Origin of the sequence: Hymenobacter sp. UV11 (genome assembly GCF_004684095.1) — a bacterium.
Classification (GTDB): domain Bacteria; phylum Bacteroidota; class Bacteroidia; order Cytophagales; family Hymenobacteraceae; genus Hymenobacter.
Genome location: NZ_SRII01000008.1, coordinates 44090 through 61999, shown reverse-complemented (window position 1 = coordinate 61999; position 17910 = coordinate 44090). Strand labels below are relative to the sequence as shown.

Annotated in this window: 14 protein-coding genes and 1 tRNA gene; 10 read left to right on the top strand and 5 right to left on the bottom strand. The window is 60.9% G+C overall.

Translation table 11 applies throughout. From position 1 onward, the window contains the following. Positions 1-21: 21 nt before the first annotated feature. Positions 22-1026: an enolase C-terminal domain-like protein gene (locus tag E4631_RS16220; RefSeq protein WP_133657902.1), complete on the bottom strand. Its 1005-nt coding sequence runs from the start codon at positions 1024-1026 to the stop codon at positions 22-24. Positions 1027-1159: 133 nt separating this feature from the next. Here E4631_RS16220 and E4631_RS16215 point away from each other — a divergent pair, with 133 nt between their 5' ends. The 4 genes from E4631_RS16215 to E4631_RS16200 all read left to right on the top strand — a co-directional run bounded on the left by E4631_RS16215 (position 1160) and on the right by E4631_RS16200 (position 6606). After that, positions 1160-2569, top strand: a complete 1410-nt coding sequence (locus E4631_RS16215; protein ID WP_133657901.1) for a dicarboxylate/amino acid:cation symporter — start codon at positions 1160-1162, stop codon at positions 2567-2569. A gap of 342 nt (positions 2570-2911) precedes the next feature. Further along, complete coding sequence (locus E4631_RS16210; protein WP_133657900.1) at positions 2912-3433, top strand: hypothetical protein; 522 nt, start codon at positions 2912-2914, stop codon at positions 3431-3433. 83 nt (positions 3434-3516) lie between these two features. Next, positions 3517-4125: a hypothetical protein gene (locus E4631_RS16205; protein ID WP_133657899.1), complete on the top strand. Its 609-nt coding sequence runs from the start codon at positions 3517-3519 to the stop codon at positions 4123-4125. Between the two features lie 66 nt (positions 4126-4191). Continuing rightward, on the top strand, positions 4192-6606 hold the full coding sequence (locus E4631_RS16200; RefSeq protein ID WP_133657898.1) for a GAF domain-containing protein: 2415 nt from the start codon (positions 4192-4194) through the stop codon (positions 6604-6606). A gap of 3 nt (positions 6607-6609) precedes the next feature. Here the strand turns inward: E4631_RS16200 and E4631_RS16195 are convergent, their stop codons facing one another. Further along, positions 6610-7323: a phosphatase PAP2 family protein gene (locus E4631_RS16195; RefSeq protein WP_133657897.1), complete on the bottom strand. Its 714-nt coding sequence runs from the start codon at positions 7321-7323 to the stop codon at positions 6610-6612. A 130-nt stretch (positions 7324-7453) separates the two neighbouring features. Beyond that, positions 7454-7535, bottom strand: a tRNA-Leu gene (locus tag E4631_RS16190). 235 nt (positions 7536-7770) lie between these two features. Between E4631_RS16190 and E4631_RS16185 the strand changes: the two genes are divergently transcribed. Together E4631_RS16185 and E4631_RS16180 are read left to right on the top strand one after the other, a co-directional pair. Then, positions 7771-8496, top strand: a complete 726-nt coding sequence (locus E4631_RS16185; protein ID WP_133657896.1) for a class I SAM-dependent methyltransferase — start codon at positions 7771-7773, stop codon at positions 8494-8496. 84 nt (positions 8497-8580) lie between these two features. Further along, positions 8581-10464, top strand: coding sequence for a M61 family metallopeptidase (locus E4631_RS16180; RefSeq protein WP_133657895.1), 1884 nt, complete (start codon positions 8581-8583; stop codon positions 10462-10464). Positions 10465-10550: 86 nt separating this feature from the next. Here the strand turns inward: E4631_RS16180 and E4631_RS16175 are convergent, their stop codons facing one another. Both E4631_RS16175 and E4631_RS16170 read right to left on the bottom strand, forming a co-directional pair. Further along, entirely contained in the window at positions 10551-11561 is a 1011-nt protein-coding gene (locus E4631_RS16175) for an NAD(P)-dependent alcohol dehydrogenase (protein WP_133657894.1), read from the bottom strand. A 192-nt stretch (positions 11562-11753) separates the two neighbouring features. Further along, a complete protein-coding gene (locus tag E4631_RS16170; protein ID WP_133657893.1) occupies positions 11754-12488 on the bottom strand; it encodes a Bax inhibitor-1/YccA family protein in 735 nt (244 codons plus the stop codon). Between the two features lie 121 nt (positions 12489-12609). On the opposite strand from E4631_RS16170, the gene E4631_RS16165 reads away from it, so the two are divergent. The 4 genes from E4631_RS16165 to E4631_RS16150 all read left to right on the top strand — a co-directional run bounded on the left by E4631_RS16165 (position 12610) and on the right by E4631_RS16150 (position 17830). Continuing rightward, positions 12610-13623 (top strand): MBL fold metallo-hydrolase, encoded by a 1014-nt coding sequence (locus E4631_RS16165; RefSeq protein WP_133657892.1) that lies wholly within the window; start codon positions 12610-12612, stop codon positions 13621-13623. Between the two features lie 154 nt (positions 13624-13777). Further along, positions 13778-15280: a sodium:solute symporter gene (locus E4631_RS16160; protein ID WP_133657891.1), complete on the top strand. Its 1503-nt coding sequence runs from the start codon at positions 13778-13780 to the stop codon at positions 15278-15280. Between the two features lie 46 nt (positions 15281-15326). Further along, positions 15327-15833, top strand: a complete 507-nt coding sequence (locus E4631_RS16155; protein ID WP_133657890.1) for a TonB family protein — start codon at positions 15327-15329, stop codon at positions 15831-15833. Between the two features lie 152 nt (positions 15834-15985). After that, positions 15986-17830: an ABC transporter ATP-binding protein gene (locus E4631_RS16150; protein WP_240734982.1), complete on the top strand. Its 1845-nt coding sequence runs from the start codon at positions 15986-15988 to the stop codon at positions 17828-17830. The last annotated feature ends 80 nt before the right edge of the window (positions 17831-17910 follow it).

Sequence of the window (17910 nt, the reverse complement as noted above, 5' to 3'; positions counted from 1 at the left end):
GGGGCTGCCGGGGCGGCGTTTTTAACTTTCCAGCAGGTAGCCGTCCTCTTCCCGCACCAGGCCGAAGGGCTCGTCGCGCACAATGAGCACGCCGTCGAGGTCATGCACGTCGGCCAGGGCACTCACTTGCAGCGCCGACCAGATGCCGAGCGAGGTTTCGACCATGCAGCCAATCATGGGCAGCAGGCCGTGGGCGCGCGTCTGGCGCAGCAGCTCGATGCCGCGCTGGTAGCCGCCGGCCTTCATGAGCTTCGTATTCACGCCGTGAAATTGGCGGGCAATCTCTTCAAAGTCAGCTTCGTCGGTCACCGACTCGTCGGCCAGCAGCGGCACGCTGCTGCGGGGGCGCAGGTAGCGGTAGTCGGCGGCGCAGGCGGCGGGTAGGGGCTGCTCCAGCAGCTGCATGCGCAGGCCGGGCACGGTGGCGGCAGCCTCCAGAAAGCGGAGCACGCTGTCGGCATCGGGCCAGGCCTCGTTGCCATCCACTAGCAGGGCACGGCCGGGTAGGGCCGCCGCCACGGCGCGCAGCAGGTCGAGGCCACCCTCCTGGTTCACCTTCACTTTCAATAAGCTAAACCGCTCGGCCCGCTGCGCCCGAATAAAATCTGCCACTTCGCCCGGCTCCATAATGGGCAGGGTGAAGGCCGTGGCCACGCGCGGGGCGGGCGGCGGCACGCCCAGCCACTGCCACACCGGCTGCCCGGCGCGGGCCGCCAGGCAGTGCGTGAGGGCCGACTCCAGGGCAAAGCGCAGGGCGTGGGCCACCGGCCGGGCGGCCAGCAGCGCCGTGAGGTCTTCGAGGGTGTCGGCGTGGGGCAGGCCCTGGGCCAGCAGGTCATCGAACTGCGCCTGCAGCAGCGCGGGCGTTTCGGCGTAGCGCACGTTGGGCGCGGCCTCACCCCGGCCGCTGGCCCCTGCCTGCCGGGCGTGCAGCACGAGGTTGGTTTTGCTGGCGGAGGCGTTGCGCGAGAGTTTCCAGAGGTACTTCAGCGGCAGCTCGTGGGTGGTCAGGGTCCAGGCGGTCATGGGGGGGGTAGGCGGGCAAATATGCGGGCGCAAAGGTGGCGCGGGCGCGGGCAATGCGCCCGGCCCGGCGGCGGGGTTTCGGCGCGGCCTGCCGTTCTTTATGCCCCCGTTTGTTTTTTTTCATCCATAGTACATGAAGTTTTCGCGCGTTTTTGGGTTGGCCCTAGTGCTGGCAGTCCTGGCCATTATTCTGACGCTGCTGGCGGCCGGGGGCACGCTGTCGCTACCCCCCGCTTTGCCTCCGGCGGCCCGCTGGCTGGCCCTGGCCGCGCTGGCCGCCACTTTGGTACCGCGCCGCTCGCTCACGCTCTGGATAGTATTTAGTATGCTGGTGGGCATCGAGCTGGGCCACGATGCCCCCGAAGTGGCCATGAGCCTTAAAGTGCTGAGCGATGCGTTTTTGCGCTTAGTAAAGACCATTATTGCGCCGCTGGTATTCGCCACGCTGGTAGTGGGCATTGCCGGCCACGCCGACCTCAAGCAGGTGGGCCGCATGGGCATTAAGGCGCTGGTTTACTTTGAGGTAGTAACCACATTTGCGCTCTTTATCGGCCTGGCGGCCATCAACCTCACTAAGGCGGGGGTAGGCGTGGCCCGCGATGCCACCGGCCCGGTCGAAACCCTGGCGCCCGCCGCCAAGCAAACGGCGGCCGACATTATCCTGCACATTTTTCCCGAAAACATTGCCAAGTCGGTGGCCGAGGGGCAGGTGCTGCAAGTGGTTATTTTTGCCATCATCTTCGCTATCGGCCTGGCTCTCACGCCCGAGCGCACGCGCCGCACCATGCTCGACTTCTGCGAGAGCCTGTCGGAAGTGATGTTCAAGTTCACCAACGTGGTCATGTACTTCGCGCCGCTGGGCGTGGGCGGCGCGCTGGCCTATACAGTGGGCAAAATGGGCTTCGCGCCGCTGCTCAACGCCTTGCAGCTGCTGCTGACGCTCTACGGCGCGCTCATCGCGTTTGTGCTGCTGGTGCTGCTGCCGGTGGCGCTGCTCATGCGCATTCCGGTCAAGCGCTTTGTGGCGGCGGTGGCCGAGCCGGTGAGCATCGCCTTCGCCACCACCAGCAGCGAGGCGGCCCTACCCCGCGCCATGGAAGCGATGGAGGGCATTGGGGTACCGCGCCGCATCGTGGCCTTCGTAATGCCGACGGGTTACTCGTTTAACCTCGACGGCACCACGCTTTACCTTTCACTGGCGGCGGTATTTGTGGCGCAGGCGGCGGGCATACCGCTCACGTTTGGCCAGCAGCTGCTCATGGTGTTCACCCTAATGCTGACCAGCAAGGGGGTAGCGGGCGTGCCACGCGCCTCGCTGGTAATACTACTGGCCACAGTGGCGTCGTTTAACTTACCGGCCTGGCCGGTGTTTATTATTCTGGGTATCGACGCGCTCATGGACATGGCCCGCACGGCCGTGAACGTGCTCGGCAACTGCCTGGCCTCGGCCGTAGTGGCCCGCTGGGAAGGCGAGTTTGTGGATAATTACGTGGCACCACCCGACCTACTTACTGCTGAAGCACCCATACCGGCTCACCACTAGTCAACTACGTAAGGTCCTATTTCTTTATAAAGCACGAAACAAAAAGATTGTCCGGCTTTTAGTAACTGAAAAGCTAGCTATTAAGGTTGTAATTGCGCGTTGTACAGTAACTTTAGAGCAGATTTTATTCGTCCCCAAGTCTTTACCTGCTTAACGTATAACGGCTTCTCGGCATAGTTCAATTACCTCCTCGTACACTATTTCTTTATGACCAATAATTTCGGTAACAGCCGCGTTCTTTGGCTGACAACTTTTGCACTCGCGGGCCTTGGTGCTTGCAAATCGGTAAAAGGCACTTTTACCGCGACGCCAACGGCCGTGATTTCCAAGCGCCTACCCCCCATGGAAATTACCGCCGACTCCGGCCCGCTTGCCATGAACGATGGCGCCCTGCCCGAAGACCCCCTGCGCATGTTCAAGTCTGAATTGCAGCGCAACGTGGTGGAGCCTACCGACACGGCTACCTACGGCTACGCCCGCCTAGTCGTGACCAAGGTAAAAACCGTGCGCACGGGCCGCAGCCTGCAAGCCGCGCAAGTAATTACCTTCCTGGTACCCAGCATTTTTGGGGCGCCGCTGGAGTGGTACAAGACCGACATTCAGGCCGAGGTGCAGATGATGAATTCCAACGGCGAGCTACTGGGCACCTACACTGGCAAGGGCACTTCCAGCGTGAAAGTGGCCATGTACTCGGGCTACTCGCAAACCGACGCCCCGCGCCTGGCCGATGTGCTGGCCCTGCGCGAGGCGCTGGCCCAGATTCGGCCGCAGCTCGACACGGCCGCCACCCGTTTGCGCCCGCTGCTGCTGGCCGGCGGCGAGGTCAACAACCCAACCTTGCCCGGTAGCAGCAGCAGCCGCTAGCCCTACCGCCGTATTTTTGTTGCCCGGCCCCGGTACCGTGCCCCTTGGGCACTGCCGGGGCCGGGCTTTGCGTTACCCCGGCTATGAAGAACCTGTTGCGTTTCCTACCCCTCTCCCCCTTGCTGGTGCTGGCTGCTGGCTGCTGCGCCAACAACGCCTGCGACTGCCGGGACACGCTGGCAGACTCCATCTACCTGACGCTCAACGACGACCCGGCCAAGGGCAAAGCCTTTACCAAGGCCGAGCTGGATACGGTGTATCTGCTGCGCTACAACCCCCTCACGGCGGGCCGCAACTACGACTCCATCCCGCTAACCGATACGCTGCGGATACTCCAACAGCAACGCACGCCGCTGCTGGCAGAAAAACTCGCCTTGGCTGGCCTTAGCGCTCCTAAAGCTATAAAAACCAATACCATCGTACTGAGCAACACCTCGCCCTTTGCCCCTGGCACTACCGGCGGCAAGCTCAGCAGCTACTACTACTCGCTGGTGGTGAAGGATAAATCGGTAAAGCAGACGATTGCGTATACGTTCGCTATCAACCAGATAAACCTGAAGGGCCAGTACAACGCCGATGGCTGCTGCACGTGCTACCAGAATATTCTGAAGCAGGTGAACGTGAATGGCAAGACGTGGGGCCTGACCGAGAACGGGGGCAACCCCATTCCAGTTGTCCTTTACAAGCCCTAAGCCAACTACTGCCTAGCTAGCGTACATTGGCTGGCCATCGCCTATTTTTTTGCTACCCTGCTGGTTATGCCTGGTCCTGCCCCGCTTATTGCTCCGCCCGCTATTGAAGCGCTGACCCGCGCGGCCATTGCCGCGCCCGAGCCGGTGGAGAGTACCCCGCTCCGGTTTCCGTTCACCACGCACCTCAGCCTGGAGCCGCTGATTAGCTACTGGCTGGAGCGCGAGCACGATACCAACCCCGGCGTAGCCCGCCTGGCCCGCGCCGTGGTGCGGCAGGTGCACGAAACCGACTGCTGCCGGGGCGACCTGCCGTCGCTGCAAGTGCTGGACGAGCACCCCGACCTGGTGGCTACCCTGATGCTGGCCGTGTTTCCGCCGGCTACGGCCGCTACGGCCATTGCGGGGGCCGTGGCTCCGTTTCAGCGCCAAAGCTTCTACTATACCCCGCGCTTCGCGGAAGTGCTGCTGAATAAGGACCGCACTATTAAGCAGCCGCTTAACCTGGACCTGGTGACGCTCGAAACCCAGCTGACGCGCATGGCCTACCTGCTTATTCTGGGCCGCGAGTACGAGGCCGAGCTGCGCGAGTACGGCGCCAAAATGCCTGAGCAGAGCAGCTTTATCTTTACCGTGCCCGACTACAGCGTGGGGCTGTACCGGCACTACGGCGTGAGCCTCGACTCGACGTTTGTGCGGGTGCGGGTGGTGGGCGAAAAACCCGTGCTGACCGCCGAACAGGTGCAGGAGCTGGTGCGCAACCGCCACCGCCTCGACCTGTGGCAGGAGCTGCTGCCGCCCGAGCGCTTTGTGCTCGAAGGCTTTAACCTGCTGCAATTGCTGGATGTAACGACCCAGGAGATATTGTCGGAGCTAAAATATGACTTGCTGGAGCGCGACGTGTTGCAAGCCTCCGACCGGCTGGAGCAGATTCAGGAGAAGCTGCGGGTGCTTTTTGCCCGGCCGGCGCTGCAAGTAGGCATCGCGGCCTACGACGAGCGCAAGAAAGCGTTCGTAGACTTTGGCCGCAAAATCAACCACAGCTTTCTCACCAAGCAGCTGCAGGGCCAGCAGCTCGAAAGTGAGTTTCGTCAGCTCTACGAGCAGCTGCTGGCCGACCGCCGGCCGCTAGTGCTCGAAGACGTGAGTACCGAGCCGGGCATCCCGGAGGGCCTGCGCCAGCAGATGCTGCGCCTGGGTATCAACTCGGCCATTCTGGCGGTGCTGCCCTACGGCCCCGACACAGTGGGCCTGCTGGAGCTGGGCTCGCCCGAAGCCAACAGCTTCGATGAGTTTGACGTGGAGGTGGTTAACCAGTTTGTGCCGCTGTTTGCGGTGGCCGTGAAGCGCAACGCCGAAGACCTGGAAGCCCGCATTCAGGCCGTTATCAAGGAGAAGTTTACCGCCATTCACCCCACCATGGAGTGGCGCTTTAACGACGCGGCCCGGCGGCTGCTGGCCCGCCAGGAAGAGGGCAACCGCAACGCCGAGATGGAGTCCATCGTGTTTGAGGAGGTGTACCCGTTGCACGGCTCCTGCGACATTCGGGGCAGCAGCACGGCCCGCAACGAGGCCGTGCAGGGCGACCTCATCGAGCACCTCACCCTGGCCAACCGCGTGCTCAAAAAGGCCTCGGACGTGCAGCAGCTGCCCATCTTGGACGAGCTCAAGTTCTACGTAACCAAGAACCTGCGCCGCCTGCGCCAGGGCATTATCAGCGGCGACGAAGTAAGTATCTACGACTCGCTGCGCACCGAAGTCGAGCCGCTGTTTGAGTACCTGGCTCAGAACAACCCCGAGCTACGCCCCACTATTGCCCACTACTGGCAGCACATCGACCCGCGCCTGGGCATACTCTACAACCGCCGCCGCGATTTTGAGGAGAGCGTAACGCGCCTCAACGACACCATCAGCGACTACCTCGATGAGGAGGAGGCCAAGGCCCAGCATATGTTTCCGCACTACTTCCAGCGCTTTAAAACTGATGGCGTCGAACACAACATCTACGTGGGGGGTAGCCTGGTGCAGGGCAAGCCGTTTGACCTGGTTTTCCTGAAAAACCTGCGCCTGTGGCAATTGCTGGTAATGGTCGAAATCACGCGCCGCACCCATGCTCTCAAGGCTGTGCTGCCCGTGCCGCTCGACACTACCCAGCTCATCCTCATTCACTCGCAGCCGCTGAGCATCCGCTTCCGGCAGGATGAGCGGCAGTTCGACGTAGACGGTGCGTATAATATTCGCTACGAGATAATTAAGAAGCGCATCGATAAGGCCACCGTGCTCGGCACCGGCGAACGCCTCACCCAACCCGGCCAGCTGGCGCTGGTGTACGCCCAGCCCCGCGACGCCGCCGAATACCTCGAATACATCGACTACCTGCAGGACCGCAACCTGCTAGAGCCCGACGTGGAAGAGTTAGAGTTGGAAGAGTTGCAGGGTGTAAAAGGCCTGCTGGCCCTGCGCGTCACGGTGAAAATTAATTAATTCCTAAATCGCCTCCTCGGCCGCTTTTTTCTCCTTCCAGAATAGCCGGATGCCGGTGCGCAGCAGCACCAGCCACGCTGCGCCGCCGCAGAACCCCGCCACCACATCGGTGGGGTAGTGCACGTGAAAATACACCCGCGTGCAGCCAATGAGCAGGGCAAAGCCTACCAGCGCCGTCGCCACGCCCCAGCGGTGGCTATGCTGCACCACCAGCCAGGCCAGGCAGCCGTAGTAAGCCATGCCCATCATGGCGTGGCCGCTCGGAAAGCTCAGGCCATATTGGTAAAAAAGGGCCGTGCTGGGCCGGGCGCGGTGAAACCAGTATTTCAGTAATTCATTAAGAATCAGGCCGCCGCCCATTGCCAGCAGTAGCTCTACGGCGTAGCGCCCAAAGCCGCGCCGGTGCAGCAGCAGCGGCACCAGCAGGCTGGCCGGCACAAAAAACTTCACCGACCCGAAGAAGGTGATGAAGCTCATGACCCCGTACGTCCAGGGCTGGGCGTTGCGCAGGCGGTCCATCTGAGCAAAGCCCCAATCGTCGAACACCTCCGAGTGCTCGCGAAACACAACCCGCGTGAGGTAGAAAAACACGCCAAATGCCAGCACAAACAAGATGGCCCCGAATATTACTTCGGCAGTGAGCAGGCCAGCCACGCCCGCCGTGCGGGAAGCGGGCGTGGAGGCAGAAGAATCGGACGGCGCGTCGGGTGCGGGCATGGCAAACGAAAAGCGGAAAACTACCTTCAACGGAATTCCTTCAGAATTGACCAGGTAGGGCCAGCATTTTGGCGCCAAGGGCCAACAAAAAAGCCAGCCCCGGACTGGGACTGGCTTTTAGCAATTATCGTGCGCTCGGAGAGACTCGAACTCTCACACCTTGCGGAACTGCCGCCTGAAGACAGCGCGTCTACCAATTTCGCCACAAGCGCAAACGAAGCTCAAAAACCGCTCACCCGGTCGGCGGGGGCTTTTGATGGTACAAAGATAGACCAGTCGGCAGGCTTTGCACAAGCAAACGCCACCAATTTTAATTCGGGCCGGCATTCCCAAACAGTCGGAAAATTGTTTGTCAGGCACTTGCACCGCCGTTTTTTTTCTAAAAATTCGGTTCTACCCGTCGCAAAAACTCGTTTGGGCGGAACTTGCCGGCGTTTTTCCGTCCTCATGGCCTCTTCGTCTAACTTCCCTACCCCCCTCGCCACCGGCTACCCGCCGGGCATAGATTTTGGCCCGGTCGCCAGCTTCTACGATGTCTTGGCGGGCGTGGCCTTTGGCGGGGCGCTGCGGCGGGCGCAGCGGGCGGCGCTAGCAGCGGGGCTGCCGCCGAGCCCCAGCCCCCGCCTGCTGGTACTGGGCGGCGGTGCGGGCTGGGTTCTCAGCGAAATCTGGCGGCAGCGGCCCCAGGCGCAGGTGCTGTACCTGGAGCTGTCGGCGGCGATGCTGGTCCGCACCCGCGCCCGGCTGCGACGCTCGCCTCCGCCCCCCGGCGCCACCGTAGAGCTGCGCCAGGGCACCGAAGCCGCCCTGCGGCCGGGCGAGCAGTTCGACGCTATCATCACCTTTTTTGTGCTCGATTGCTTTGCCGCCGCCGCGCTGCCAGCAGCGCTGGCCCGGCTGGAGGCCGCACGCCGGCCAGGTGCCCCGTGGCTGGTAGCCGACTTCCGGCCGGCGCACCGCGGTTGGCGACGGTGGCTATTGAAGGCTATGTACCTGTTTTTTCGCCTCACGGTGGGGCTGCGCACCCGGCAGTTGCCGCCCTGGCCCGCCGAGCTACGAAAGCTTGGGCTGCACCCTACGCATAAACAGTACTTTTTCAAGAAATCGATTATCACGCTAATATGGCAGGATGTTAGCTCTGCTGAGCTTGTTGAAGACGAACTCAGTCAGTAAACTCGTTTTCTATTTACTTTGCATCGACTAAAACTGTATCCATTCCATTATAAGATACCTAGTAGTATTATTCAGTTTGTTTTTATGAAAAAACTTCTTCGTAAGGGACTGTTATCGGCGCTTAGTGGCGCTGGGTTACCTATTCTGACCCTCGCGCAGGGGGTAGGGGCCGGGCCGGCGGTGCGTTACGCCGTTACTTTTCCCAACGCGGTGCACCACGAGGCACGCATTGCTGCCACCTTCGCAGGGCTCACGCCCGGCCAAAAGCTCACGGTGCGCATGGCGCGCTCTTCACCGGGCCGCTACGCCCTGCACGACTTCGTTAAAAACGTGTATTATACCGTGGCTACTGATGGCGCGGGCAAGCTGCTGCCCATCAACCGCACCGACCCGTATTCCTGGGAAGTGACGCCCGGCGCCGATGGCACGGTGCAGTTTAACTACACGCTGTACGGCGACCGCACCGATGGCACCTTTGCGGGCATCGACCAGCAGCACGCGCACCTCAATATGCCTGCCGTTTTTTGCTATGCGCAGGGAATGGAAAACCGGCCGACGGAAGTGAAGTTTGAGCTGCCCGCGGGTTGGAAAGTGGCCACCCAGCTGCGGGCCACCGGCGAGGACAAGACGACCTTTACCGCGCCCAACCTCCAGTATTTTATGGACAGCCCCACGGTGCTGGGCAGCCCGCAGCTGCTGCACACCTGGCAGGACGGCGGCCGCAACTTCGAGATGGCGACCTACTATTCCGGCCCCGCCACCGAGGTCGATGCCTTCGTGAAGAAGACCCAGAAAGTGGTGCGCGAGGCAGCTGGCGTGTACAATGGCGAGTATCCGGCGTTTGATTTCGGCCGCTACACCTTCCTGGCTGACTACTTGCCCCAGGCCAGCGGCGACGGCATGGAGCACCGCAACTCGACCTCGCTGACCTCCTCCCTACCCCTGCGCGAAGAGGGCGCGCTACGCAATCTGGGCACCGTGGCGCATGAGTTTTTTCACTCCTATAATACCGAGCGCATTCGTGCCCAGGGCCTGGAGCCGTTCGATTTTCAGCGCGTCAATATGAGCGATGCGCTGTGGTTTGGCGAGGGCTTTACGCAGTACTACGGTGAGCTGATTTTGCGCCGGGCGGGCTTTTATGACGACGAGCAATTCTTCGCAAAAGTGAGCTCCTGGGTGAATGCGCGCCTCAACTCGCCGGGTGCGCGCTACGCTTCGGCCCTGGATATGAGCCGGCAGGCCGGTTTTGTGGATGCGGCCGTGTCTTTGGACCCTACCAACCGCAACAATACCTACCTCTCGTACTACATCCAGGGTGCGGGCCTGGCGCTGTGCCTCGACTTGCAGCTGCGCCAGCGCTACCACACCTCGCTCGACAAGTACATGCAGGCCATGTGGCAGGAGTTTGGCAAGACCCAGACGCCCGCGTTTGCGCCAGCCAAAGCCTTTACGGTGAAGGACTTGCAGCGCGTGCTGGGTACCGTGGCCAAGGACACGGCCTTCGCAGGCTCGTTTTTCCGGCGCTACGTGTATGGGCACGAGGCCCCGCGCTTCAGCGAAAACCTGGCTACGATGGGCCTAGCCGTGGTGCCGGTGAAGGCGTTGGCCGCCGCCCTACCCCGGCAGGTGGAGTTTGACGAGGAAGGCCGCTGCATTTTGAACCGCAACACTACCATCGGCTCGGGCCTGTACAAGGCCGGCATCGACCGGGGCGACCAGATTGTGACCCTCGACGGCGAAAAAATTACCGATATGGCCACCCTCGAAGGCATCATGCGCCGCCACACGCCCGCCGACCTGGTGCCGGTGCGCGTGCGCAACCGCGCCGGCCAGGAGCGCAACGTGCAAGTGGTGCTCACCGAGGACACCAACGTGCAGGTGCAGGCTATGGAAAGCGTCGAAAAAATGACGGCTACCCCTGCCCAAAAGGACAACCGCGCCGCCTGGCTGGCGAGCGCCGCAAAGTAGATTCAGACCACGCCAAAAAGCCGGCCCGCACGCGAGGAACATCCTGCGTGCGGGCCGGCTTTTTTTAGGCGCACTGCCAGCGCGGGTTAGCCTACACGCACCACAATCTTGCCGAAGTGCGCGCCATTGCCCATGTGGGCCAGGGCATCTTTCACGTTGGCGAAGTCAAATACCTGGCCGATAACGGGTTTTAGCTGATTGGCATCGAAGGCTTTAAACAGGTCGGCCAGCATTTGGGCGCTGCCGACATAGATACCTTGCAGGCGCTGGGTGGCCAGGGGCAGCATGCGCAGGTTGGGGGCCTCATCGCTGGGCGACACGGCGCCGATTTGGAAGATGGTGCCACCGGCTTTCAGCGCCCGCAGCGAGCTGGCCAGCTGGCCAGCTACTTCGAGCACGTAGCCTACCCCTTCGCCCTGGGTTAGCTCGCGGGCTTTGTCTTCCCAGTTGGGCGTTTGCTTGTAGTTGATGAGGTGGTCGGCGCCCAGGGCTTTGGCCTGCGCCAGTTTTTCGTCGGAGCTGGACGTGATAATTACCTGGGCCCCAAAGAGCTTAGCTATTTGCAGGCCGAAGATGGAAACGCCACCCGTACCTTGCAGCAGCACCGTGTCGCCGGGCCGCAGTTGGGCCTGGGTCACGAGCGAATGCCAGGCCGTGACGCCCGCGCACGGAAAGGCGGCGGCTTCCTCAAACGAGAAGGAGTCGGACACTTTCACCACGGCGTCTTCGTCGAAAGCCACGTACTCGGCCAGCACGCCATCGGTGCTACCCCCCAGCGAGCGGTGGGTTTTAGCCGATGAAAAGGCACCGTCGTGCCAATCGGGGAAGAAATTGACGGCCACGCGGTCGCCAACCTGCACCTTCGTTACACTGGCGCCTACTTCCGTTACCACGCCAGCGGCGTCGCTGAACGGTATCATGGGCAGCTTTTCGCCGGGGTAGCCAAACCAGCCGTTGGCCAGCGCCCAGTCGCGGTAGTTGAGCGACACGGCTTTCACTTGAATTTTGACCTCATGGTCGTGCACATGAGGCTCGTCGTAGGTGCCGAGCTTAAAATTATCGAGGTTTTTGGGGTCGTGCAGTTTATAAGCTTTCATGGGGAAGTATTATTACTCGTGAATCAGCGAACCGTGCTACCCTACCAGGCAGGTCGGCAACGGCTGTGCTTTAGAACCGCGCTACTGCCTAGTAGTTCGGCAATTCGGGCTGCAAAATCAGGCCCGGCACCACGCAAAAGAGCCCGGCCGATGACTCGGCCGGGCTCTTAGCAAGCTGAAAATCTGGCGCTTTTAACGGCGGCGACCAAAGAAGCGCAGCAGGAACAGAAACAGGTTCACAAAGTCGAGATACAGCGTCAGCGCGCCCAGAATGGAAGCCTTGTCGTGCATATCCTCGCCCTCCGTTACGCCAAGGAAGGCCAGCTGCTTGAGCTTCTGGGTGTCGTAGGCAGCCAGCGCGGTGAAGAGAATCACGCCAACGAAAGAAACCAGCAGGTTGAGGGTGGAATTACCCCAGAACATATTGACCACCATGGCGATGACCAAGCCAATAAGCGCCATACTCAGCAGCTTGCCCCAGCCTGAGAGGTCAGCCTTGGTGAAGTAGCCAAATGCGCTCATTACCCCAAACATAATGGCGGCGGTGAAGAACGTGGAGGCGATGGAGCTAGCCGTGTAGGCCAGGAAGATTACGCTCAGTGTGAGGCCGTTGAGCATAGCGTAGCCAATGAAGGCGGCCTGGGCCTGGCCCCGGCTCCACTGAAAGATGCGGGCCGACAGGAACCCAACCACCACCAATTCAATGATGATGAGGCCGAAGAATACGAAGCGGTTGCCGAAGATAAACTCCATTATCATGGGCGAAGCGGCAGCAAACATGGCTACCCCCCCGGTGAGGGCCAGGCCGGCGGCCATCCAGCCGTAGACCTGCGCAAAAAATTGCCCCTGAATGCGGGCGGCATCTTCGGCCGAGAGCTGATGGGCAAGGGACCGGTCGGAACCGGATGAAAACTGATTATCGCTCATAGGAAAAAGGTACTTAACGGAATGACGGACGTTGCGCCGACCAACTTACGAACTTTGGCCGATAACGTCGGTAGTATAACAACTTTGCGGCCGATTTAAGTCATTCGTTTTCCCTGCCTTTATGTCCGCTCCCGTTCACTACCGCCGCAACGAGGCGTTGCGCACCATTCGCCCCGGCTACGTGGGCAACAAGCTCATCGGCTCCGAATTCTGCAACGGCGAAGCGTTGTTTGAGCCCCAGATGAGTACGGTGCTGCGCTGGCAGCTCACGGCCAACCCGCAGAAGGAAGAAAAAAAGCGCGATACCTGGACGCCCGCCGTGGTGCCCTGCGCCGAGGCGTTCTTCTCGAACGAGGATATGCTGGTGTGGCTGGGGCACGCGAGCTTTTTATTGCGCATCCAGGGCGTGAGCCTGCTCATTGACCCCATCCTGTACTCGTCGCTGGGCTTGCGCCGCCGCCACCCCCTACCCTGCCGGCCCGAAGATGTACGCAACATTGACTACCTGCTGCTCTCGCACGCGCACCGCGACCACCTGGATGAGCAGTCCATCAAGCTGGTGGCGCAGCAAAATCCGCAGGTGAAGGTGCTGTCGTCGCTGGGTATGGCGGGGCTGGTACGCGGCATTGCGCCGGGCCTGCCGGTGCAGGAAGCCGGCTGGTGGCAGCAGTACGACCTGGGGCCGGATGCGCCGTTTGAGCTTTATTACCTGCCCGCCAGCCACTGGAGCCGCCGGGGGCTGTTCGATATAAATAAAGTTTTGTGGGGCAGCTTTTTAATTAAAACCAACGACCGGCTTATCTACTTCGCGGGCGACACAAGCTACGGCGACCACTTCGAGCAGATTGAGCAGACGTTTGGCCCGCTCGACATCGTGCTGATGCCCATCGGGGCCTACAAGCCCGCGTATATGATGAGCAAGAGCCACGTGAACCCCCACGAGGCGGCCAAGGCGGCCAATGTGCTGCGCGCCGGCCACGTGGTACCCATGCACTACGGCACCTTCGACCTGAGCGACGAGCCGGCCTCGGAGCCGCTGCGCCTGCTCACGGAGGTGGCGGCCGGTGGCCTGCTGCGCGGGGCGCTGCACGCGCCCGCCGTGGGCGAAATTATGCGCTGGCCGGCTTGGGAATAGCTTTTTTTAGCTGTTAGCTATTGGCTGTTAGCTAGTAGCTTTTTCAATCCTGCGCTGGGCTAGCGGTTAAGGACCAATAGCTTTTAGCTTTGTCGGCTTATTGGACTGCTGTAAAAAGCTAACAGCTAGCAGCCAATAGCTAACAGCCAAGAACATGTCGCCTACCCTTATTCTGAGCCTGATTGCGGGCTACTTCGCCGTTCTCATCATTATTGCGCTGCTCACCTCGCGCGGGGCCACGAGCGAAAGCTTCTTCGTGGCCAACCGCAACGCGCCGTGGTACATGGTGGCGTTTGCTATGATTGGGACCTCGCTCTCGGGCGTCACGTTTATCTCGGTGCCGGGCAATGTGTATGGCAAAAGTTGGAGCTACCTGGCTGTGGCGCTGGGCTTTGTGGCGGGCTACCTGGTCATTGGCACGGTGCTCCTACCCCTCTACTACCGGCTGAGGCTGGTGAGCATCTACTCGTATCTGGAGCAGCGCTTTGGCTACTGGAGCTACAAGACGGGCGCGCTGTTTTTCCTTATTTCGCGCTCGCTGGGCTCGGCGCTGCGGCTGTACCTGGTGGCGGGCGTGCTTCAGCTGGCGGTGTTCGACTCGATGGGCGTGCCGTTCTACGTCACGGTGATAGTCAGCGTCTTCTTTATCTATCTCTACACCTTTAAGGGCGGGCTCAAGACTATTCTCTGGACCGACACCTTCCAGACGCTGGCCATGCTGAGCTGCGTAGCGCTGAGCATCTACTACATGGCCGATACGCTGAACTACTCGTTCAAGCAGCTCATCTCGTCGGTGCGCGAAAGCCCGATGTCGCAGGTTTATTTCGCTGATTTTCGGGACGATAAGTTTTTCTGGAAGCAGTTTGCCTCCGGTATGTTCATCACCATCGTGATGACGGGCCTCGACCAGGACCTGATGCAGAAGAACCTAAGCTGCCGCAGCCTCGGCGAGGCTCAGAAAAACCTGTTCTGGTTCACGCCGGTCATCGTGGGCGTCAATATCTTGTTCCTTACCCTGGGCGTGCTGCTCTATCAATACGCCGCGGCCAAGGGCATCGACCTGGCCCATTTGCCGCAGCTGCTAAACGTGCGGGGCACGCTCGATACCGACAAGGTTTTCCCGTACCTGGCCACCACGCAGTTTTCCCTAGCGGCGGGCGTCATCTTCATTCTGGGCATTATCGCCGTCACCTACGCCTCGGCCGACTCGGCGCTGACGGCGCTCACCACCTCGTTTTGCGTCGATTTTTTGAATATCAAGCAGTACCCGGAGGCGCGGCAAACGCGGCTGCGGCAGCTCACGCACCTGGGCTGGTCGGTGGTGCTGGTGGTGATTATCCTCATCTTCCGCGCCCTCAATGAGCAGAGCCTGATTGATGCCGTGTACAAGGCGGCGGGCTTCACCTACGGGCCACTTTTGGGGCTGTTTGCCTTCGGCATCTTCACCACGCGGCGGCTGCGCGAGCGGCTGGTGCTTCCGGTGTGCGTGGGGGGGGTAGGGCTCACACTGCTCATCGTGTCGCACTCGGTGGAGTGGCTGAACGGCTACAAGTTCGGCTTTGAAATCCTGCTGCTTAACGGCGTGCTCATCTACCTGGGCCTACTCTTGATATCGCGGCCCGCTAGCCGAACCGAAGCGGCACCGATTTTGTCCTAAACCCTGGCGATAGCCGCCGGTTTGGCGGACTTTATTTTTTTCCTCTATGCGCCTTTATATTCTCACGTTAGCGCTGGCCGCGCCCCTGGCCGCGCTGGCCCAGGCCCAGCCTACCCCCGCCAAAGCGCCCGTGGTGCTCACGCCCGGCAACATGCAGCTGCAAGCCGGCGGCGGCGCCGAAAACCGGCCCGACCACCCGCCCACCTTCCCCGGCGGCGAGGAGGCGATGGGCGAGTTTTTCACCCAACACGTGCAGATTCCGGTAAAGGCCAAGCAGGCCCGCGTGACCGGCGACGTGATAGTAATGGCCACCGTAGGCACCGATGGCAAGCTCATTAACCTCAAGGTTACCAAGGGCCTAACCCCCGAATGCAACGCCGAGGCGTTGCGCGTGGTGCAAACCCTACCCCCCTGGCAGCCCGCCACCCGGCGCGGCGTGCCGGTGCCCGTGCTGGTGCAGGTGCCCGTGCCCTTTAACAATGCGGGCGTTACCAGCTTCGAGAATGACCGCAAAGTGCCCCGCTCGGCCAAGGACGCGCCGGGCCTGAATTAAAGAAGTTGACCAAGTCGAAAAAGAACGTCGGGCTTCGAGAGGCTCAGCCTGACGTTCTTTTCGCGAATATTTAAGCGGATAACTCAAAGCAATTTGACCCTATTCGCGTTTAGTAGATAAGCAGGCCGGCTCCTAGCCAGCCTTATTGAATTATGGCTCGAAGCGGCATGAATACCAGTGGCAACGACCTCACGGCCGACCTGCCCAAACCGAAAGTAACTAAGGATTCGCTGAAGCGTAGCCTGCGGATTTTCCGCTTCGTGCTGCCTTACCGCGCCAAATTTTTGGTGGGCCTGCTGATGCTGGTGCTCAGCAGCAGCACGTTTATGGCCTTCCCGTGGGTGGCCGGCAAGCTCGTGGACGCCGCCAACCACAAGGCGGTCATCCTGCCCGGCGGCCTCACGCTCGACATCAACCGCATTGCGCTGCTGCTGTTCACAGTCATTGTGTTTCAGGGGTTTTTCTCGTTCGGGCGCATTTGGTTTTTCACGCAGGTGAGCGAGTTTACGGTGCGTGATATCCGGCAGGCGCTCTACGCCAAGTTTGTGCAGCTGCCCATTCCGTTTTTCGAGCAAAACCGCGTCGGGGCCATTACCTCGCGTATTACCTCCGACGTGGCCCAGATTCAGGACACGTTTTCGCTGACGCTGGCCGAGCTGTTCCGGCAGATATTTACGCTGCTGGGTGGCATCACGTTCATCATGCTGGTATCGCCGAGCTTATCGCTGTTCATGCTCGCCACCTTCCCGCCCATCGTGATAGCCGCGGGGCTGTTTGGGCGCAAAATCCGCACCTTGGCCAAGACCACGCAGCAGGAGCTCGCCCACACCAACACCATTGTGGAAGAAACCCTGCAGGCTATCAATTCGGTGAAGGCGTTTACCAACGAACGCTTTGAAACCGCCCGCTACCAGGTTTCGCTAAACAAGGTGGTGCAGGCCGCGCTGCAAAGCAACCTGTACCGGGGTGGCTTCGTGTCGTTCGTCATTATCGGCCTGTTTGGCGGCATTATTTTGGTGCTGTGGCGCGGCGCCACCCTCGTGTACACGGCTGGCCCCGGCCACCTCGAAATCGGTCAGCTGGTGTCGTTCATCATTTACACGGCCTTCATCGGGGCGTCGGTAGCGGGCCTGGGCGAGCTATATGGCAAGGTGCAGAGCACGCTGGGCGCCAGCGAGCGCATCCTCGAAATTCTGGACGAAACGCCCGAGCCTACGTTGCGCGAGCCGGCCACCGGCCTAGTACCAGCCCAGATTCGCGGCGATATTCGCTACGAGCACGTGGCCTTTCGCTACCCGACCCGTCCCGACGTACCCGTGCTGCAGGACATTGATTTTCACATCAAGTCGGGTGAGAAAATTGCGCTTGTCGGCCCCAGCGGCGCGGGCAAGAGTACCATTGCCGGGCTGCTCATGCAGTTCTACCCCCTCAGCGGCGGCCGCATCGTGGTCGATGGCCACGACGTGCAGGACTACGACCTCACCTCGCTACGCCACCATATCGGCATCGTGCCGCAGGAAACGCTGCTTTTCGGCGGCACCATCCGCGAGAATATCGCCTACGGCAAGCCTGATGCCACCGACGCCGAAATCATCGAAGCGGCCCAGCGCGCCAACACCTGGCAGTTCATTTCGGCCTTCCCTGAGGGCCTCGATACGGTAGTCGGCGACCGGGGCATCAAGCTTTCGGGCGGGCAGCGGCAGCGCGTGGCCATCGCCCGCGCCATCCTGAAAAACCCCGCTATCCTCATTCTAGATGAGGCCACGTCGTCGCTCGATAGCGAGAGCGAAAAGCTCGTGCAAGGTGCTTTGGATGAGCTGATGCAGCACCGCACCAGCCTGATTATTGCGCACCGGCTTTCCACTATCCGCAAGGTGGATAAGATTCTGGTAATTGATGGGGGTAGGATAGTAGAAGCCGGCTCACACGAGGAGTTGAGCGACCGCGAGGGCGGGCTCTACGCCAATTTGCTGCGGTTGCAGTTTGAGTTGGCGTAGGTTGATGTAGTAATTTCAGCCGCTTTTCTTCTATGGCTGCCGCGAGCGGCCAGCCTCTGCGCGCGGTTTTGCCTAACACA